Here is a 20,926-nt window from a genome sequence, read left to right as displayed (position 1 = left end):
AAAAGCCCGCCAATAATGAAGTATTTACACACTAAGAAAAACTCATCAATACTATGATTCATAATATGATTAAATCTTGAATGATTATGATGATGATGGTCAGATGCTGAAAAATCGTTTTTAAGCTTACGCAGAATGCTGCCGCCTTGGAAAAATACATATATGATTAGAGACACCGTTAATGATGCAGCGATGCATAGAACCATTCTGCCCAAATACATGCCGGGTTCGCTTTGAAAGGCATAAAACGTGGAACCAAATACAACGAAGTTGAGGATCGGTGCTGCTGTTAAAATAGCTATTCCAGCATGAATCGGAACTCCTTTTTGAATCAGCCTGCGGACAACTGGAATGATGGCACATTCACATACTGGCGTAATAGCAGCAATCAAAATAGCAGCAACTACAGCCAATACAGGTTGCTTAGGTATCCATCTTTTTATGTAGTCTTCAGTAATAAACTCGTGAATAATGGAAGAAAAAATGACGCCGATCAATAGAAATGGAATGGCCTCCATGAAGATCCCAATAAAAATGATAAAAATTGCCTTTAACTCTCCTTGAAGAAGATTCTCAAGAAAGGAGAAGCCTTCATGATCTCCAAATAGGAATAGAGACATCATTAGAAATAATAGAATTGTAAATAATAAATTCCGTACGTTAGAGATTACACTCATATCAATCTCCCCTAAATCGTAATAACTTCGAATCACTTATTACTACTCTATGTCCTCTATTTCTGATTCATTCACCAAATGATAGATTTCCTGAATTGATTCTGCCATTTTTAGGTTTATTTACTTGTCTAACATTGAAAAAGCATTATTTGGTGTAAAAAGGAATTTTCCTTAGTAATTATTTGAAGATGGCTTCTACCCGTATTTTTTCTGTCAGGAATGTGGTATGTTACTCTAGGTGATACCTATGATGATAATTAAAGAATTTATAGCCAATTTAGCGTTACTCGGTACTTTGCTTTTTCTATATTCTCAAGTAATCATGAAAAAGCCGCTTCATTTACATTCAGCAGTAAAAATGAAAATCATTGCCGGTCTCTCTGGCGGAGTGATCAGTATTGTATTAATGTTATTCAGCATTAACATTGGTGATCTGCTTGTTGATTTGCGTTTTATACCGACACTTTTGCTTGCTTTTTATGGAGGAGCAATTCCAGCCCTGATCTCAATGACTATGACCATTATATGCCGATTTATTATATCGACTGATGTCATTTCGGTATATGCTTTGATCATTAGTGTGACTGGGACCTTGTTTGGCATCTTTTTTTCTAGAGTAAAGATATCCGCTGTGTTGAGAATTTTATCCATCTACACATTTAACAATATGATCTTTTCAATCTTTTTTATTTATCTAAGTGAGGACACAGCCATTATAAAGGAAGTTCTCATTTTTTATTGGCTCATTTCTTATATCTCTACATTTTTAACGTTTTATTTGATACGATATATCCGTGAAAGCCAAGCTTTGTTTGCAAAATATAAGAATGATTCATTAACAGACAGCCTTACAGGTTTAAACAATGTGCGTAAATTTGATGAGGAATTTAACCGGTTTGTGCAGGATGTTAAGGATAGTGATCAGCAGCTATCCCTGCTTTATATTGATATCGATTATTTCAAGAAAATTAACGACACATACGGCCATAAAGAAGGCGACATCGTTTTGATTGAATTAGGGGCAAGATTGCAGAAGGCTACCAGAAGTTTCGATATTGTAAGCAGAAATGGCGGAGAGGAATTTACTGTCTTGCTATTGGATTGCCCCTCTGCCCGAGCTGTTGAAATTGCAGAACGAATTCGAGTCAGTGTTGAAAAAGATGCCTTCCTATTAAGTACAGGCAAACCTATTTATATTACCGTTTCAATTGGTGTAGCAAGCTATAGAGAAACAACTGATAATCCATCAATGTTAATCGATTATGCCGACACTGCCCTGTACCAAGCCAAACACGTAGGCCGAAATAGAGTCTGTGTGGCATCATAAAACTATTAAACCAGATCATATCAAGAGGCTGGGACATAAGTATTTAACACTCTCATAGAACCGAATGATTAGGAAGTCATCTTTCTAATCATTCGGTTTTTTTACGATTATAAAATGTGTTTTATTAGCATGAGTGAAATGGAGCGGAGGACCCTCGACTCCTGTGGGCAATAGAGGAAAAGGTGAGACCCCGCAGGAGCTTGCTCCGAGGAGGCTCAGCTTCCTCCCCACGGAAAGCGAGGGTCCGCAGCGCAATGGAACGGACTTGTTTAAATACCCAAATCAAGATATTGAAAGTTCGTGTTTTAGAAAGATTAATTTCGTTTAATCCCATCCTAGTTAAAGGACAAGAAGTGCCGGATTTATAAAGGGTGGATCGACATTTCGATATCACTAAAAAGTTAATAAGCACAATTATCATTAATAGAAGTATGTGAATTGCAAAAATATAATAATAGAGGCAAAATAGAAGAAGGCAAATAATCCCACACCCTGAAGGAAACTTTTTATATAAAAAAACAGTCTTACTATTGAGAGTAACTTTACGTTCTCTACTTATAGAACGATCATATTTGTATTCAGAAAGGATTTTATCACATGAGATCTGAAAGACACCAAATGGTAAAAAAGAAAAAGAAAAGAAGATGGAAGTCTATTGTTGCGGTTCTATTGTTGATTATTGCTGCGGTACTCATCTATTCCTATTATCAATTTAAGCAGGGGATGTCAGAAGCACAAGAGCAATCAGAAGTACAGGAAGAAGAATATGAATTTAATGGTGATCAAGACCAATACGGCGGAACAAATATATTATTGCTTGGAAGTGATTCGCGCGGAGAAGAAAATGCAAGAGCGGATACGATTATGGTTGCTCACTATCATCCTGATAAGGGCACATACAAGCTGATGTCTTTTATGAGAGATATGTATGTAAACATACCAGGTTACGGCGAAAGCAGAATTAATACGGCACTAGCTCAAGGAGGACCTGAGTTATTAAGACAAACAATTAAAGAAAATTTCGATATTGATTTACAATACTATGCCATTATTGATTTTGATGGGTTTGTTCATGTCATTGATGAAGCTTTTCCGAATGGAGTAGAAATAGAAGTAGAAAAAGCAATGAGTGAAAAAATTGGTGTCACACTAGAGCCAGGATTACAGCGTTTGGATGGAGAGCATTTACTCGGTTATGTTCGATTCCGTCATGACGCCAGAGGAGATTTTAACCGTGTCGAACGCCAGCAAAAGGTCCTTAAGGAGATTGCCAGCCAATTTACAAGTCTTCAAACACTGCCAAAACTTCCAAAGCTTGTTGGAGTGGTGACCCCTTATATTAATACAAATATGGGCACGGGTAATATGTTATATATGGGAAAAGATGTTTTGACCGGCGGAAGTCCAGACATCCAAACAATGCGTGTGCCAGCTGATGGGGCATTTGAAGAAACGACCATCAATGGTGCACAAGTTCTGACAGTTGACATAGAGCAAAATAAAGCAGCGATTCGTGAGTTTTTATCAGATTCAGAGTCAGCGGGTGTAGAAGGGTAGGAAATGAGGTAAAGGTAGAGAGAATTATGCTGTTTTTCAGGAGAGAAAAGGTGATTTCATTTGGAACTAGAATTATTTAGAGATTGGTTTACAATGGAAAATGTTATGGATTTAATCGAAGAGTATCGGTCACTTGGTCCGCTCCCAGGTATTCTTTTGCCATTGCTGGAAGCTTTTCTTCCGTTTCTTCCGCTTTTCTTATTTGTTATGGCAAATGCTAATGCGTTTGGCTTATGGTTTGGATTTCTTTTTTCATGGGTCGGAGCGACGGCTGGTGCACTGCTGGTGTTCCTAATTATACGCAAATATGGGCAAAAAAGAGTGCTGGGATTTATTAATAGACACGCTAAAGTCCAAAAGCTTGTAAGCTGGGTAGAACGCCATGGATTTGGACCGTTATTTATTCTATTATGTTTTCCTTTTACGCCATCTGCTATTGTCAATATTGTTGCAGGGCTGTCCAAAATTAGCATTTATCAATATATGCTGGCAGTCGGTGCTGGGAAAATTGTTATGATTTTTACAATGAGCTTTGTTGGCTACGATATTCGTGCTCTTATAACACAGCCTATTCGCACAGCCATTGTTGCTGTCGTTATATTTATCTTGTGGTATGTTGGAAAAAGAATTGAGCTAAAGTTAAATACGAGAATAGATAACCAGCAGCAGAAATAATGACTGCTGCGACTGCGGTTTCAAAACTATATTATATTGCAATTTTGTTAAAACATTGTGGAAACCACAGCTGCCTATTATATTTCAGCCTTTGGAGGGGACCGTCTTGAAAGAGGAGCTAAGGAAAGAAAGTGCAGAGTGGCTTAAAGCACTTGCAATCGGGGTTATTATTTTTGCATTCATCCGGACATTCTTTTTATCCAATTATGTGGTTGAGGGAGAATCCATGATGCCAACCCTCGAAGACGGCAATAAATTAATCGTAAATAAAATCGGCTATCAGATTAGTGATTTTGATCGATTTGATGTTATTGTTTTTCATCATAATGACAAAGAGGATTTTGTTAAACGAGTGATTGGTCTTCCAGGTGATAAGGTTGAATATCATCATGAGTTTTTATATGTCAATGACGAAAGAATAGAGGAGCCCTTTCTGGAAAGCTATAAAGAGGCTAATCCTTTTGGACATTTAACTGGTGATTTTACATTAGAAGAGATAACAGGATCTGAAGTGGTGCCTGAAGGTAAATTGTTTGTAATGGGAGACAACCGGGGCGGCAGCTGGGATGGCAGGCATTTTGGCTTTATATCAATTGAACAGGTGGTCGGCAAGGTAGATGTGAAATATTGGCCATTGAATGAATTGGATGCATCGCTATAAGGTGAAAGATAAAGCATACTGCCGAAGCTTGGCGGTGTGCTTTTTTTTTGCTGAGGACCGCTTATATATGACATGCATATTTGTCACCTGCTGAAGCATCCTATCCTACCGATCAATAGAGAATGAAAAGAATGATCATATTATTATCTTCAAAAAATTTACAAATTCTCCACGGCGATGAGCAAGGATTTCTATGATAAAATAATAAGATATGCTAGTTTCGAATGAAAGGCGGTAGACTAAATGTCCGTACGCATATTAATGGGACGTTCAGGCAGTGGAAAAACAGAATTATGTCTGAGTGAGATCCGTCAAAAATTAGAAAGTAATCCAGAAGGAAATCCGATCATTTATTTAGTGCCGGAACAAATGACATTTCAATCTGAATATAATATATTAGCAGACCCAAACATTAACGGCATGATCCGAACGCAAGTGTATTCATTTACACGGCTTGCCTGGAGAATTCTGCAGGAAACAGGCGGAATCAGCCGCCAGCATTTAAACAGCACAGGCATAAGCATGCTCATTCGAAAGCTGATTGAAGATCACAAAGATGAGCTTCATATTTTCCAAAAAGCTGCGGATAAAAATGGGTTTATTAAACAAATGGAAACGATGATGACAGAATTTAAACGCTACTGCATCAATGCAGAAGAGCTGGCATCTAGACGACAGCATCTGCAGGAGCATGACGAAATTAACAAGGCTTTAAATGATAAACTTCACGATCTGGAATTAATTTATAAAAGCTTTGAAGAATCACTGAGTGGAAAATATGTGGATTCAGAAGACTATTTTTCTTTACTGTCGGAGAAGGCAGCACAATCAGACTATATAAAAAATAGTGAAATATATGTTGATGGTTTTTATCGTTTTACACCTCAGGAGTATTTAGTTCTTGAACAGCTGATGAAGCACAGCAAAAAGGTAACGATTACGATGACCATGGACCAGCAGCAAGCTCGTTTCAGATCGGAACTAAGTTTATTTCAAATGAGCAATGATACGTATGACACCATTGCAGATATGACGAAACGGTTAGGAATCGATGCTGAGGAAGTGGTGCTTTCACAGCAAAAACGATGGAAAACACCAGCACTGCAGCATGTAGAAGCACAATTTGAAACAAGGCCAAACATGCCCTTTTCCGCATCAGGTGATGTGCATCTTGCTCAAGCTGTCAATAGGCGAGCTGAAATAGAAGGCATTGCCCGACGCATGCAGCAATTAGCAAGAAAGGGCCAGCGTTACAAAGACATGGCGGTTCTCGTGCGAAACGGCAATGAGTACCATGACATAATGGAAACTGTTTTTACTGATTATGAAATTCCTTTTTTTATCGATCAAAAAAGAACGATGTTAAATCATCCGCTTATTGAGCTGATCCGCTCAAGCTTAGAGGTGTTATATGGAAACTGGCGGTATGAACCCGTTTTTAGAGCTGTTAAAACGGAGCTGCTGTTTCCGGCAAAATTGAATCAGCAAGTGCTGCGTGAGCAAATGGACAGGCTCGAAAATTATGTTCTGGCTTACGGCATTCAAGGTACCAAATGGACGAGTAAAACAGAATGGACTTATCGAAGATTTCGCGGACTAGAGCTTGAAAATATTGCCCAGACAGACGCTGAAAAGCAAATTGAAAGGGAATTGAATGAGCTTCGGGACTATATAGCTCAACCTATAGCAAGAATGGGCAAGAGAATGAAAAAGGCAGCAGATGGCCGCGGTTACTGTGAGGCAATCTACTTATTTCTTGAAGAATTAGCTGTTCCAGAAAAACTGGAAAAATGGGCAGCCATTGAAGAAGAAAGAGGGAATTTAATTAAAGCAAGAGAGCATAATCAGGCGTGGAGTGCTGTCGTTGAACTGCTGGATCAATTTGTTGAAATGCTTGGTGATGAGGAGGTGCCGCTCCGGAAATTTGCATCTATTTTAGAAGCGGGAATGGAATCGCTCCACTTTTCACTCGTTCCGCCTGCTATTGACCAAGTAATAGTCGCCGATATGGAACGTTCGCGTCTATCGAATATAAAAACTTCTTTTGTCATTGGTCTAAACGAAGGAGTTCTTCCTGCCAAATTTCCTGAAGATGGTGTGTTAGCTGATCAGGATCGTGAAGCACTGCTTGCAGCCGGCATGAAAATAGCGCCAAGTACAAGAACGAAGCTGCTTGATGAGGAATTTATAGCGTATAAAGCATTTGTATCTTCTTCAGAAGAGCTCTATGTCAGCTATCCTCTAGCAACAGAAGAAGGAAAAGCGCTGCTGCCTTCTCCCTATATTAAGAAATTCACGGATACATTTCCAGATATGCAGGAAGATTTTTATATGTCCGATCCGTTTGAATTACCTGAGGAAAAGCAGGCTGAATATGCGGCAGGCTATCAAACTGCATTAACCTTCTTAACTTCACAGCTTCAGCTGAAGAAAAGAAGCTACCAGATCTATGATTTATGGTGGGATGTCTATAATCTCTATATTGAAAATGACCAATGGAGAGAAACGGCAGGACATGTTTTAGAGAGTTTAACCTATGAAAATAGGACAGAAAATCTAAGTGAAGATATCACGAAAGAGCTTTATGGAGATCATATTCTCGCAAGTGTTTCACGAATGGAGCTGTATCATAGCTGTCCATTCTCTCATTTTGCGCAGCATGGCTTAAAGCTGAGAGAACGTCAGATCTTCCGACTGGATGCTCCGGATATTGGTGAACTCTTTCATGCTGCACTTAAATATATTGCTGAGACCATTAGTGTGAAAAAGATGGCATGGGACAAGCTGACTCGGGATCAGTTCGAGATTTTGGCCAAGGAAGCGGTCGAGCTCCTGGCTCCAAAACTGCAGAATGAAATTCTCTTAAGCTCTAATCGCCATTACTACATTAAGAGAAAGCTAGAGCAGATTATTACGAGAGCTTCCTTTATTTTAGGAGAACATGCGAAGGTAAGCGGCTTTGCGCCAGTTGGACTGGAATTAGGATTTGGTCCAAAGGCTGAACTGCCATCCATGACCTTCCCGCTTAAAAACGGAGTGAAAATGGAGCTTGTCGGCCGAATTGACCGTGTTGATAAAGCAGAGGATGATAATGGCCTCTTTTTAAGAGTCATAGACTATAAATCAAGCAGTAAGGATTTAAATGTCAATGAAGTGTATTATGGGCTTGCCATGCAAATGCTCACTTATTTAGACATCATCATTGCTCATTCTGAAACACTAGTTGGAAATAAGGCATTACCTGCAGGGGTCTTGTATTTCCATGTGCATAACCCAATGCTGGCGGTCAGCAAAATGCTCAAAGAAGAAGATCTGGAACAGGAATTTATGAAGAAGTTTAAAATGCAAGGTCTTATGCTCGGTCAAGAAAATGTGATCCGTCTGATGGACCAATCAATTGATAAAAGTGATTCTGCCATCGTATCTGCCGGCTTTAAAAAAGATGGTTCTATTTCTAAAAGGTCCAAAATTGCCAGCAAGCAGGAGTTTGACTCTTTAAGAAGCTTTGTGCGGCGGAAGTATATTCACTCAGGCAATGAAATTATGAGCGGGAATGTCCATATTTCTCCATATAAATTAAAAGAACAAACACCGTGCACCTTTTGTGAGTATAAGTCCGTGTGCCAATTTGACGACTCAATGGAAAGCAATAGCTTCCGGCTCTTAAACACACAGTCAAAAGATGAGGTGCTTGACCGTATTAAAAAGGAGGTGGAGGAGCATGAAAACAATGATACCGCCTAAGCCTGCTGAAGCGACCTGGACGGATGATCAATGGAAGGCCATTATGGCAAAGGGCCAGGATATTCTTGTAGCAGCGGCTGCCGGTTCAGGAAAAACAGCTGTTCTGGTAGAAAGAATTATCAATAAAATCCTTGATGAGAATGATCCGCTAAATGTGGATGAACTTCTGGTTGTTACGTTTACAAATGCGTCAGCAGCAGAAATGAGACATCGAATTGGAGAAGCACTTGAGAAGGCAATTACAGCTGATCCTGCTTCTCTTCACTTAAGAAAGCAGATCAGCACACTAAATAAAGCATCCATTTCTACTCTGCATTCCTTTTGTTTGGATACGATCCGCAAAAACTATTATGAGATTGATATTGACCCTGGCTTTCGAATTGCTGATGAAACGGAAGCACAGCTGTTAAGAGATGAAGTACTGGAAGAACTGTTCGAAGATGAATATGGCAAGGAAGGAAACGAGAAGTTTTTTGAGCTTGTTGATATTTACTCCAACGACCGGAGTGATACAGGACTGCAGGATATCATTCGTCATTTATACGATTTTGCGATGGCGAACCCGTCACCGGAATTCTTTCTAAATACGATAGTCGACATGTATAGCATGAAAGAAAATGCAGTCATAGAAGATTTGCCTTTCACGCACTTTCTGCTGCAGGACATTGAACTGCAGCTGAATGGTGCGAAAAAGATGCTGGAACAGGCGTTGAAATTAACCAAGGAGCCGGGCGGACCAGCACCACTGGCGGAGAATTTTATTGATGATATTCAAGTGGTTGATATTCTCATTGCCGCAAAAAATGATTCTTGGGCAACCCTTTATGAGGCTATGAACTCCTGGAAATTTGGCCGTGCCAAAACGGTTAAAGGCGATGAGTATGACGCAGTATTAGTAGATCAAGCGAAAAAACTAAGAGATAAAACCAAGAAAATTCTGCAGGATCTTCAGAGCGAGCTATTTTCTAGAAAACCTGAAAGTTTCTTAAAGGATATTCGCGAAATGAAGAATCATATGGAGCTTCTGACGTATCTCGTCAAACAGTTTGAAGAGCGCTTTACTCAAGTAAAAGCAGAAAAGGGAATCGTTGATTTTGCTGATCTTGAACATTACTGCCTTCGAATACTAGCTGTGAAGGATGAAGATGGAGGACTGGAGCCTTCTAGTGCCGCTCTAGCATATCGAAAGCAATTTAAAGAAGTATTAGTCGATGAATATCAGGACACAAACATGGTTCAGGAGGCAATCCTTCAGCTTGTCACAAAGGATTCTGAGCAAGAAGGCAACCTGTTTATGGTCGGAGATGTAAAGCAATCAATCTATCGTTTTAGGCTGGCAGAACCTAACCTGTTTCTAACAAAATATAATCGGTTTTTGTCTACAGGAGAAGGAAGTGGCTTACGGATTGACTTAGCGCGGAATTTTAGAAGCAGAAAAGAAGTGCTGGATGGAACCAACTATATCTTCAAGCAGATTATGGGTGAAAAAGTAGGCGAGATTGAATACGATGAGGATGCAGAGCTTGTGAATGGAGCTCCTTATCCAACAGATGAGGAACACCCAATTGAAGTCGCTCTTATTAATATGGAATCTGGAGTGGATGAGCCGACTGAAACGGAAGAAGATGGATTTGATCAGGCTGAGCTGGCACAATCACAAGTAGAAGCCAGATATATGGCCGCAAAAATTAAAGACATCATTGAAAATCGCAAAGAAGTGTACAATCCGAAGCTGAAAGCAAATCGTCCGGCAATGTACCGTGACATGGTTATTTTACTGCGTTCGATGACATGGGCTCCTCAAATCATGGAAGAGTTCAAGCAGCAGGGAATTCCTGTTTATGCAAATCTATCATCTGGGTATTTTGAAGCGACTGAAGTATCAATTATGATGTCTCTTTTAAAAGTTATTGATAACCCATACCAGGACATTCCGCTTGCTGCACTGCTGCGTTCTCCAATCGTCCGATTAACAGAGGAAGAGCTGGCGAAAATAAGGATACATCATAAAAAAGGCTCTTTTTATGAAGCATTAACTGCAATCTGTCTTCAAAAACCTGCGGGTGAGATGGAAGAATTGTATGAAAAGTGTGCGCCTTTTCTAGAAAAATTATCAGTATGGAGAACGATGGCCCGGCAAGGATCATTGTCCGATCTCATCTGGCATTTGTATCGTGAAACGAGGTTTTATGACTTTGTCGGAGGAATGCCGGGCGGGAAGCAGCGCCAAGCAAACCTTCGGGCTCTCTATGATCGTGCCCGTCAATACGAAGCAACATCCTTTAGAGGTCTTTTCCGCTTCTTGAGATTTATTGATAGAATGCGAGAAAGAGGCGATGATTTAGGCGCTGCCAGAGCGTTAGGGGAACAAGAAGACGTTGTCCGCATTATGACCATTCACAGCAGTAAAGGTCTAGAGTTTCCTTTTGTATTTATCGCAGGGCTTGCGCGTAATTTTAATACGATGGATTTAAAGAAATCGTATTTATTTGATAAGGATTATGGCTTTGCAGCCAAGTATGTTCATGCGGAGAAACGTATTACCTATCCTTCTCTTCCGCAGCTTGCGCTAAAAAGGAAAAAGAAGATGGAGATGCTGTCTGAAGAAATGCGAGTGTTATATGTTGCCTTAACACGAGCAAAAGAAAAGCTTTATCTGATTGGCTCTGTTAAGAATGCTGAGAAAAAAATCAAAGTCTGGCAGCAGGCTGCTTCAAATGGGGATTGGCTGTTAAGTGAGTATGACCGGGCGGCGGCATCCGGTTATATGGATTGGATCGCACCAGCACTTGTCAGGCACCGGAGTGGCGGTCCGCTCAAAGATGATGAAGGTGCTCCAGAAGCGCTGCTGAACCATCCTTCAAACTGGAAGGTAGATGTGCTGAATCATGCTGAGGTGGCGATTCTTGGAGGGTACGAAACTGATCAGGGAGATTCTCTCCTCGACTATGTTTATGCGAAACGTCGGGTTCCAGTCCAATCGCCTTTTAACCAGCAGCTACAGGAGCAGCTGGGTTGGACATATGACCACAAAGAGGCGGCACAGCACAGGTCCAAGCAATCTGTTTCGGAAATTAAACGGCAAAAGGAAATATTCGCAGCTGAGGAAAGCGGAATGGAGCTTGTCCAGAAGCTTAGTAAACCATTATTTAATCGCCCGAAATTTATGCAGGAGAAAAAGCTCTCACCTGCTGAACGCGGCACGGCCATGCATATGTTAATGCAGCATATTGATTTGAAGACAAAACCGACTATTCAAGATGTTGAGGTTCTTATAGAAGACCTCGTGCAAAGAGAACTTTTGACGGCCGAGCAAAGAGCAGGAATTGATCCTGAGCAGATTCTGCCTTTTTTTGAAAGTGATATTGCGATAAGGCTGCAGCAGGCTAAAAGCATTTATAGAGAGGTACCGTTCAGTCTTGCCCTTCCTGCAAGTGAAATTTATCCGAACTGGAATGGCGAAAATGAAAATGTCATTGTACAGGGAATTGTCGATTGTCTATTTGAAGACGAAGAAGGACTTGTTTTAGTAGACTATAAATCAGACGCCGTAGAGGGCCGGTTCCCGGGCGGACAGGAACAAGCAGTCACAGAGCTAAAAAAACGGTACGAAACGCAGCTTAACCTGTATACAACTGCCATTGAAAAAATATGGAATCGTACGGTCAATGAAAGATATTTATATTTATTTGATGGCAAATTTACGATAAAACTTTAATCACTAGTCAAAAAGCCGGCTCGAAAAACATTTCGATTGCCGGCTTTTGTCTTAGGATTTTTAAAAGATTGTTTTTAAAATACCTCTTTAAGAATATGCTTGCTGAAGGGAACGGAGTAGTGCGAGACTCCTGCCCCGCGGAAAGCGAGTACACAGGGGGTACTCTTACTATAGCAGCCTTTGAGGCATATAAAGTAAATATTTATCACCCACTAATTATTTCCAATCATTGGCTGGTCAATCAGATTGGTATCAAGTACATTACTTGCGCTTAAACCATTATTTGTTACAACAAAAGCACCTGTGTTGGCTGCGCCTGAACCTGAATTGGATTTACCCGTGCTTTTGGGAGAAATGATTAATGAGTCTCCAAATTGCACAATCCCATCTGAATTATTTACAACCTGCACTGGACCTACGATGGCTGGCATGAGGCAACCTCCTGACATAAATTTATTTTATCAACTGCTTACATCCGAATTCTGCGGATTATCGTTTGAGGTAACATGACGTATATGCTTAATCCTCGATTCCATAAAAATATTTTTGCTGTTTCCGAGCTGAACGATCGATGATGAAGATGCACCGAGGACATCAATATCATGCACTTTAATGACAGGGTTGACCTGTGTAATTTCCATCGCAACCGCTTCATCAATAGGGGGCAGAGGAATGGGCTCTCTAAAAATGGGGTATCTCCTAAAACTGCCTTCATCACTGCGAAAAAGCGGTTTTTGACGCTGGTCGGCGATTGCCCTCGAGTATCCCTGAATATATGGGACATCGCCAATTTCAAAAATGGAGGAAAAAGATAATGTATTAATGCGAATATGATCGACAATAGATGTTCTTTGCATCATATGCTTACTCCGGAGTCAAAGGCACAAATGGCCCGATGATTAAGGATTCAGCGGGAGTATCGAATGTTGATGCCAGTTGAATGGTTTCTGCATCGCCAACCATTAAAATGGAGGAGCTGGATACACCTATTACTCTAATATTGCCAACATTGATATCACGATTATATACTTGGAAGATCATTCTTTTTTCTCTCCTCTCATATTTTCAGGCAGGTTATTGGCAAAAATGGAGACGCCGTTCTGAATCTCTTTTTTTAACATGCGGGTTACGTGATCTTGAAGTTCTTCTTCAGGAATCGATGTGTGCTCTTTTTTTAAGTAGTAGTCAATCCGTTTCGGCAGCTGTTTGAGAATATCCTCCTTAATGAAGCTTACATACGATTTATCTAATGAAATATTCGTTTCTGCTTGAACATCTTCAATTACCTGTGGAAGATCTTGTTCTAAATAACGGTACATCTCATTTTCCACGCCCATGCTGTGATGCATGAAATCCTTTGGAGAAGGCGGGGCATATGTGTCTTTAATATTTGGTGCATAAAGATCTTTATTATCGATTGAAAATTCTTCAATATGTTCTTGAAGGTCTGTTGGGTTTAATCCGATATTTAACGTTCCTTCCAATGTTTCCACCTTTAATTGATCAAATTTATATTCAATTGTGTCAATATGCACGGGTGGGCGGTTTTGCAGCTGCTGTGTCTCCTCTTCAAGCTCCGAAACCTTTTTTTCAAGCTTGGAGATCCGCTTCTCGAGTGTTTGAATATATCCCTGCAAACCATGCAGGTAAGAATAAATATCTTGACTCAACGGCACCACCTCTTTTCTAAAAAGATTTAAAAGGAAACAGAAGCACTTGATGAGGCTTTATGCATTGGAAGGAGCGACAAGAGGAACAGCTGGCGAGTTCATTAAAGAATCGGTGATTGGCATATTTTCTTCCTCATCAATCACTTCTGGTGCAGGCTCTGTAAAGCCGCCTGTATTATACAAGTAGGAAGCTGGCTTAATAATCCCGGCACTGCCAATCTGCAATACAGAGGAGTTTGAAACTCCGCCAATTTTGATCATATTAATGTGTATGGACTGTTGAATATAAAAATTCATCTCATCACCTATTACTTTATAAATTCATAATGTTTGCCTGATCAATGCCATCTGAATCATACGTGTTTGTAGTACTATAATGATTGGTCACCTTTAAACCGTCTCCGGTATTGAAAGAGCCTGAACCAGAAAATGTTTTTGCTGTAGAAATCGGCATCATTTTGTAGACGTCACCTATATTAAAAATGGAGCTGCTCCCAACCGAAATGACTTGCACAACACCGACAATTGCTGGCATATAAGACACCCTTTAATCATTTTTTCCGCGCGTAAAGTAGGCGGGTAGTTAATATCATCCTATGTGTCAGACTATGTTATGTGATACATTCGCCTAAATTTATTTGATAAAAGAGATCGTTGCATAGTTAGGCCATTATTCTTCGAAAACTAATTTCCTTAAATGTCAGTTGATTGGAACGGAAGGGTGCGAGACTCCTGCGGGAAGAGTGGGAAGGTGAGACCCCGCAGGAGCTAAAGGCGACGAGGAGGCTCAGCACCCGCCCCGCGGAAAGCGAGTACCCTGCAGTGGAAATCAGCAGCGCAGAAACGCCATGGCATCTCGAAAATAAGTTATGTGCATAAAAACATAAACACATTGTAAAGAAAACAAATAAACATAGAATTCCTAATAGACAAACATATCCAAAATCTTCTATGATGAATGGAGATATACATAAATTTGAAGGGAGAAAGGAATGAATTCAGTTACAGAAAAAGAAAGAATAATATCTTTGGATATTATGAGAGGTTTTGCAATTTTAGGAATTTTCCTGGTCAATATGCTCTCATTTCATTCACCGTTTCTCTATATTGATCCGCTCAGCTGGTGGACAGACAGCAGTGATCAGACGGTTTACAGTGCCATTGATATTCTTGTGCAAGCAAGCTTTTATCCTTTATTTGCACTGCTTTTTGGCTACAGCTTAATCATGCTGCGGGAGAGAGTATTAAAAAAGGAATTGTCCTTTAAGGTGATTGCAGGAAGAAGATTTACCTTTTTACTGATTATAGGTTTAATGCATGCCTTTTTTCTATGGTTTGGCGATATTTTGGCCATGTATGCGATCCTTGCCTTTATCTTTCTATTGTTCGTCAGAATGAACGGTAAAAGCTTACTTATTACAGGTGTTATTATCTATATTGTACCGAATCTGCTTCTCTGCCTTTTGTTGTTCGCTGCTGAGTTAATCTTTCCGCCAGACAATCTTGCCTTTTATGATAATAGCATTGCAGAAGAAACAGGTGCTGTGTATCGTACAGGTGATTTTGCTGAAATTACCTCTCAAAGAATAGAAGACTGGTATACAAATAATATAGGCGGATTTCCGATTATGCTTATATCCATTTTGCCATTATTTCTGATTGGCGGTGGAGCTGCGAAGCTAAAGCTGCTTGAAAATGCAGATCAATGGCGGAAACTATTTCGAAATCTGACCATCATTGCTGTCTTACTTGGACTACTTATGAAACTTCTTCCATACATAATGGATAGATCACTTGCTTTGGATTATTTCCAGGATACTTTCGGCGGTCCATTGCTTGCGATTGGTTATGGAAGCTGTATTGCATGGGCAGCAGGCAATGTGCATTTGCTCAAACTGTTAAAACCACTTGCTTATATAGGCAAAATGTCTTTAAGCAATTATTTGTTTCAATCGCTGACCTGCAGTATTCTTTTTTATGGTTATGGCTTTGGGTTATTTGGGGAGATATCTGTAGTGACAGGCACAGTGCTCGTTTTTATTATTTATACCATTCAGCTATTGTTTAGCAGATTTTATGTAAAAAGATTTAATTATGGCCCTGTTGAATGGCTATGGAGATCGTTCACGTATTGGGAACTTCCTAAAATGAAGAAATAGGAGTGAAATCATGAAACTACTTACCTTTAAAAAAGAAGAACGTATTTCAGCAGGTGTATTAATGGAAGATGAACATTTAGTTCTGGATCTCTCGAAAGCTGCTTCTTTAAGTGGACAAGATCATTTCCCTGGTACCCTTCTGGAATGTATACAGGGTGGAAATCCAATCATAGATGAAATTACGAAAATAAAAGAGTGGGCAATAAACAATCCTGAAAATGCGAAGGAAACCATATATAAGGTGGATGAAATTGAACTGCTTGCTCCGATTCCAAGACCGCTGAAAAATGTATTTTGTATTGGCAAAAATTATGCAGAACATGCAATTGAAATGGGAAGCAAGGATGATATTCCGGAGCATATTATGGTGTTTACAAAAGCGCCTACAACAGTTATTGGTCATGAGCAGGTTATTGAAGCACACGAGTCTGTTACAGCTGAGCTGGATTATGAAGGAGAGCTTGCAATTATAATTGGGAAAACGGGTCGAGCGATTTCAAGAGAAGATGCAATGGATTATGTTTTCGGGTATACCATTGTCAATGATGTTACTGCAAGGGATCTTCAAAAGCAGCACAAACAATTCTTTTTAGGAAAGAGTCTGGACAGCACGTGTCCGATGGGTCCATGGATTGTTCCTGCCGCCTTTGTGGAAAATCCATCTAAGTTGAGCATACAAACCCGCGTAAACGGTGAGGTAAGGCAGAACTCTGCAACAGATCAATTGATTTTCCCTTTGGATGAAATCATTTCAGTTCTTTCATCCGGTATGACGCTTGAGCCAGGTGATGTGATTGCAACAGGAACGCCAGCAGGTGTCGGAAAAGGGTTTAAACCGCCTCGTTACCTAAAAAAAGGGGATACAATTGAAATTGAGATTGAAGGTATTGGAACATTAAAAAATACAGTAGGATCAACTAAACCCAGCAATTAAGAGGAAAACGGGGGATAGCATTCGACGCAGCAAAGCTTGAAATGATTCAAAGAAGCTACACTTTCTGACGTCAATTGTTTTTATGATTTGTCAAAAAATTGACACATATCCAATTCGCGAAAATTCAGAAGCTACCTTAACTTTAGGATTTTCAGGGCCGATATGATATGATGTTAACGAACTTTAGTAGAGGGGGCAGTTAGGAATGACACATGCTCATATTACGACATGGGTAGTTGCATTAATCCTATTTTTTGTTGCACTAAGTCTTCAAAAGAGCGGCAAAGCAAAAGGTGCAAAAATTGTACATATGGTATTAAGGCTCTTTTATTTGCTGATCATTGGGACTGGCATTTGGATGTTAACGTCAATAAGCAATATTGATATGATGTACGTTCTGAAATCATTAGTAGGCATTTGGGTCATTGCGGCACTTGAGATGGTTCTTGTCCGCACCGGAAAAGGCAAGAAAACAGGTATTCTATGGGCTCAGCTAGGCATTTCCTTAGTTCTTGTGATTTATCTGGGATTAAGACTTCCACTAGGCTTCTATCCATTTATGTAATTCGTTGAAAAGCTGTCAAATTCGACAGCTTTTTTATTTTTTCATATCAATAGTCCTATAAATATGGTATTTTTAAAAAGATAAGGGAAAAGCTATAAAATTTTCCCTAGGATGATCAAATAGAATAATACTTTATTAGTGGTGGGTTATGATGGCTAAAACATATTCTTGCATTTATACAAACGATGACCAGCTGTATAGTTTTATAGAAGATCATGAATTAACTACATATTCAAATGTACTTGTTCAAGTCTTTTCAGGCACGACTGATAAGGAAAAACTGAAGCGGCTGCTGACTGCTTTACAAATATATATCCCGCTGGGCATTGTGACAGGCTGCACAGCATCTGGTGAAATATTTGAAGGAAAGCTTTCGGAGAATAACATCATTCTAACGTTCACCGTTTTTAAAACATCTACAATAAAATCGTTATATATAGAAACCGATCAATTTAATAATAGTATAGACATCGGCCGCCAGTTAAGTGCGTTTACAGAAGCGGAAACAAAAGCTCTAATTCTGTTTTTTGCAGGCTATGAAATGAATGCGCAGACGGTTCTTGAACTGTTGCATGAAAACCATCCTCAAGTTATTGCAGCAGGCGGATATGCTGGATGCATGAAGACAGCAGAAGATTCACTGGTATTTAATCAGGATACGATCATATCAAATGGTATTACAGCTGTTGCCTTACAGGGCGATCAGTTAAATGCCGAGTCATATGTGAATTATCAACTCGAGGAAATCGGCCGTCCCTTTACTGTAACAAAAGCGCACGGAACTTCAATTTTTGAGATCGATGGAAAAGATCCTTTGCTGCTGATGAAGCAATACCTTGGTGAAAATAATGCTTCTCATATAAGTCAGGCGAGCATGGAATTCCCCTTTTTACATGAATATAAGGGAGAAAAATTACCTGTCTTTATTACTTCGATTCAGCAGGATGGCAGCATTAAAGTAAGCCGACCTGTTAACGAAGGCGATCAGCTTAGTTTTGCTTATACGAATATTCAAAATATGATTCAACATACATCGGACTGGATGGACAAATTAAGTCAACAGAGCCCCCAAAGCATCTTTGTGTACAATTGTATTGCAAAAATGAATTACTCTCAGGACTTTACAGAGAAAGAGCTGGCCATGCTGCAAAGCATCGCACCATCAAATGGTGTTTTTCTGCATGGTGAAGTTGGATATACACATGGCCGTCAGCCCAAAATGCTTGGTCATTCATTCTCCTGCTTAGCTCTTACAGAAGGACCTGTTAAAAATAAAGGAAATAGTTCTTTTACCTATGAAATTCCTCACTATATTAAAACAATCGATTCTTTAACTCGTTTAATGCGTGCTTCATTAAAAGATATTGAAAAGCTCAATAACAGTTTATCCCTTTCAGAACAGCATTTTCGCTCATTGTTCGATCATAACACCGATATTGTATACTCAACAGATTTAAACGGTGTTTTTACGAGTGTAAATACGACCTTTGAAAAGATTTTTAACTATAGTAAAGATGAGGTAGTAGGGACCTCTGCTTTAAACTATATAAATCCTGCTGATGAACAAAGAATACGCTTGCATTATGCGCTTGCTCTGAAGGGTCAGGATCAGCAATATACAATTGAATTAAGGTCTAAGTATGGAGAGACCAATATATATCAAATCAAGAATATCCCAGTTATCGTCAATGGAGAAACCGTTGGTGTATATGGAATAGGAAAAAATATTACGGAATTGAAAAAGATTGAAGAAAAAGTGACCGAGCTATCTTATTTCGATACTCTCACAGGATTGCCAAACCGCGTAAGGTTTATTGAACAGCTGGAAGAGTTCACACGGAAGGCAGAAAAGCAAAACCGGATGTTTGCTGTACTGTCTGTTGATATCGACCGCTTTAAATTCATAAATGACGGCTTTGGACACGATGCAGGTGACCTGATTCTAAAAGAGCTATCAGAAAGAATTGAAAAAGTGCTAACCGCCGGCACGTATTTAAGCAGCTTTGGAGGAGATAAATTTTCACTTGTCTTTTCACGCACAAAAGATATGGAGGATGTGATGAAAAAAGCTAAAAACATCCTTCAGGAAATTGCCAAACCAGCTTATTATGAAGGGAAAGAATTTTTCCTGACAGCTAGTATTGGGGTTAGCTTATATCCAAATGATGGGGAAGATCAGAATTCATTAATAAAAAATGCTGACATTGCGATGAACCGTTCCAAAAAGCATGGCGGCAACCGCATTACCTTCTTTTCAATGGAGATGGATCGTCACGCTATGGCAAGGCTTGAGCTTGAAAGTTATTTGCGAAAAGCTTTGCAGAAGAATGAATTTCATTTATGCTATCAGCCTCTTATTAATCTTGAATCTGGGAATGTTTATGGAAGTGAAGCACTAATCAGATGGAATCATCCTATTTTAGGTGTCGTCTCACCAGCAGATTTTATTCCACTTGCGGAAGAAACAGGCATCATTGAAGAGATTGGGGCATGGGTTTTAAAAACAGCTTGTATACAAAATAAAAAATGGCAGAGGCAAGGATTAGGAATGCTTTCCATTTCTGTGAATGTATCAGCAAACCAATTTCAGCAGCCTAATTTTGTTGAACAAGTAAAACAGGCGTTAATAAATGCGGATTTGGAAGCAAAATACTTAACCCTGGAGTTGACCGAAAGCACGATGCTTAATGATGTAGACTATAGCATCCAAGTTATGAAATCTTTGCAGGAGCTTGGAGTAAAGGTTTCAATTGATGATTTTGGAACAGGTTATTCTTCTTTATCATATTTAAGGAATCTTCCAATTAACACGTTAAAAATTGACCGTTCCTTTATAAATAATTTAAAGCTGGATACGTCAGATATTGCCATCGTCAAAGCGATTATTACAATGGGACAAGGCTTGGACATGCAGGTAGTCGCGGAAGGCGTTGAAACAGAAGAGCAAATAGAACTGCTAAAGGAAATGAAGTGCCACTATGCACAAGGATTTTTCTATCACAAGCCTCTAAAGTCAACAGATTTTGAAAAAGATATTAAAGTGGCTTCTAATTAGTATTAGAATTATAGATGTTTGTGCTTACTGAGTGGGTATAAAAAAGTAAAATCAGCTGAGAAATAAGGAATTTATCTAATGAAAACCCGAACAATTAGCAAAGTTATTTCAACTTTCTTTCTAATTGTTCGGGTTTTTTAAAAGTCAGGATACTTATTATAGAAAACGGGTGAAATTCAGCTGA

Annotated in this window: 17 protein-coding genes; 10 read left to right on the top strand and 7 right to left on the bottom strand. The window is 39.5% G+C overall.

Annotated features, from left to right (window positions below):
• On the bottom strand, positions 1 to 677 hold a 677-nt coding region (locus B7E07_RS16190; RefSeq protein WP_176215227.1), incomplete at its 3' end, for a permease.
• A 247-nt stretch (positions 678 to 924) separates the two neighbouring features.
• On the opposite strand from B7E07_RS16190, the gene B7E07_RS16185 reads away from it, so the two are divergent.
• The 6 genes from B7E07_RS16185 to addA all read left to right on the top strand — a co-directional run bounded on the left by B7E07_RS16185 (position 925) and on the right by addA (position 12,359).
• Positions 925 to 2,004 (top strand): GGDEF domain-containing protein, encoded by a 1,080-nt coding sequence (locus B7E07_RS16185; protein ID WP_257391441.1) that lies wholly within the window; start codon positions 925 to 927, stop codon positions 2,002 to 2,004.
• A 597-nt stretch (positions 2,005 to 2,601) separates the two neighbouring features.
• Positions 2,602 to 3,561 (top strand): LCP family protein, encoded by a 960-nt coding sequence (locus B7E07_RS16180; RefSeq protein WP_080847401.1) that lies wholly within the window; start codon positions 2,602 to 2,604, stop codon positions 3,559 to 3,561.
• 60 nt (positions 3,562 to 3,621) lie between these two features.
• Positions 3,622 to 4,236, top strand: coding sequence for a TVP38/TMEM64 family protein (locus B7E07_RS16175; RefSeq protein ID WP_080847400.1), 615 nt, complete (start codon positions 3,622 to 3,624; stop codon positions 4,234 to 4,236).
• 106 nt (positions 4,237 to 4,342) lie between these two features.
• Positions 4,343 to 4,897 (top strand): signal peptidase I, encoded by a 555-nt coding sequence (gene lepB / locus B7E07_RS16170; protein WP_080847399.1) that lies wholly within the window; start codon positions 4,343 to 4,345, stop codon positions 4,895 to 4,897.
• 243 nt (positions 4,898 to 5,140) lie between these two features.
• Positions 5,141 to 8,641, top strand: a complete 3,501-nt coding sequence (addB, locus tag B7E07_RS16165) for a helicase-exonuclease AddAB subunit AddB (protein WP_080847397.1) — start codon at positions 5,141 to 5,143, stop codon at positions 8,639 to 8,641.
• A complete protein-coding gene (addA, locus tag B7E07_RS16160) occupies positions 8,619 to 12,359 on the top strand; it encodes a helicase-exonuclease AddAB subunit AddA (RefSeq protein WP_080847395.1) in 3,741 nt (1,246 codons plus the stop codon). The genes addB and addA overlap by 23 nt, the downstream gene beginning before the upstream one ends.
• Positions 12,360 to 12,571: 212 nt before the next feature.
• Here the strand turns inward: addA and B7E07_RS16155 are convergent, their stop codons facing one another.
• The 6 genes from B7E07_RS16155 to B7E07_RS16130 are packed head-to-tail and all read right to left on the bottom strand — an operon-like array spanning position 12,572 to position 14,564.
• Positions 12,572 to 12,790: a spore germination protein gene (locus B7E07_RS16155; protein WP_080847392.1), complete on the bottom strand. Its 219-nt coding sequence runs from the start codon at positions 12,788 to 12,790 to the stop codon at positions 12,572 to 12,574.
• Positions 12,791 to 12,820: 30 nt separating this feature from the next.
• Positions 12,821 to 13,219 carry a spore germination protein GerPE gene (locus B7E07_RS16150; protein WP_080847389.1) on the bottom strand — a complete coding sequence of 133 codons (399 nt, stop codon included), beginning with the start codon at positions 13,217 to 13,219 and terminating at the stop codon, positions 12,821 to 12,823.
• 4 nt (positions 13,220 to 13,223) lie between these two features.
• A complete protein-coding gene (locus B7E07_RS16145) occupies positions 13,224 to 13,400 on the bottom strand; it encodes a spore gernimation protein GerPD (protein ID WP_080847386.1) in 177 nt (58 codons plus the stop codon).
• Positions 13,397 to 14,035 carry a spore germination protein GerPC gene (gerPC, locus tag B7E07_RS16140; protein WP_257391472.1) on the bottom strand — a complete coding sequence of 213 codons (639 nt, stop codon included), beginning with the start codon at positions 14,033 to 14,035 and terminating at the stop codon, positions 13,397 to 13,399. The genes B7E07_RS16145 and gerPC overlap by 4 nt, the downstream gene beginning before the upstream one ends.
• A gap of 51 nt (positions 14,036 to 14,086) precedes the next feature.
• On the bottom strand, positions 14,087 to 14,326 hold the full coding sequence (locus B7E07_RS16135; RefSeq protein ID WP_080847380.1) for a spore germination protein GerPB: 240 nt from the start codon (positions 14,324 to 14,326) through the stop codon (positions 14,087 to 14,089).
• A 16-nt stretch (positions 14,327 to 14,342) separates the two neighbouring features.
• Positions 14,343 to 14,564 carry a spore germination protein gene (locus tag B7E07_RS16130; protein ID WP_066447688.1) on the bottom strand — a complete coding sequence of 74 codons (222 nt, stop codon included), beginning with the start codon at positions 14,562 to 14,564 and terminating at the stop codon, positions 14,343 to 14,345.
• Positions 14,565 to 15,021: 457 nt separating this feature from the next.
• On the opposite strand from B7E07_RS16130, the gene B7E07_RS16125 reads away from it, so the two are divergent.
• The 4 genes from B7E07_RS16125 to B7E07_RS16110 all read left to right on the top strand — a co-directional run bounded on the left by B7E07_RS16125 (position 15,022) and on the right by B7E07_RS16110 (position 20,742).
• Positions 15,022 to 16,188, top strand: coding sequence for a DUF418 domain-containing protein (locus tag B7E07_RS16125; RefSeq protein ID WP_080847377.1), 1,167 nt, complete (start codon positions 15,022 to 15,024; stop codon positions 16,186 to 16,188).
• A 10-nt stretch (positions 16,189 to 16,198) separates the two neighbouring features.
• Complete coding sequence (locus B7E07_RS16120) at positions 16,199 to 17,122, top strand: fumarylacetoacetate hydrolase family protein (protein ID WP_080847373.1); 924 nt, start codon at positions 16,199 to 16,201, stop codon at positions 17,120 to 17,122.
• Between the two features lie 205 nt (positions 17,123 to 17,327).
• Entirely contained in the window at positions 17,328 to 17,687 is a 360-nt protein-coding gene (locus B7E07_RS16115; RefSeq protein WP_080847369.1) for a YisL family protein, read from the top strand.
• Between the two features lie 148 nt (positions 17,688 to 17,835).
• Positions 17,836 to 20,742: a bifunctional diguanylate cyclase/phosphodiesterase gene (locus tag B7E07_RS16110; RefSeq protein ID WP_257391471.1), complete on the top strand. Its 2,907-nt coding sequence runs from the start codon at positions 17,836 to 17,838 to the stop codon at positions 20,740 to 20,742.
• Positions 20,743 to 20,926 lie beyond the last annotated feature (184 nt).

Source organism: Cytobacillus gottheilii (assembly GCF_900166665.1).
In the GTDB taxonomy this organism is placed as follows: domain Bacteria; phylum Bacillota; class Bacilli; order Bacillales; family Cytobacillaceae; genus Cytobacillus; species Cytobacillus gottheilii_A.
This window is presented reverse-complemented; position numbering and strand designations above follow the sequence as displayed.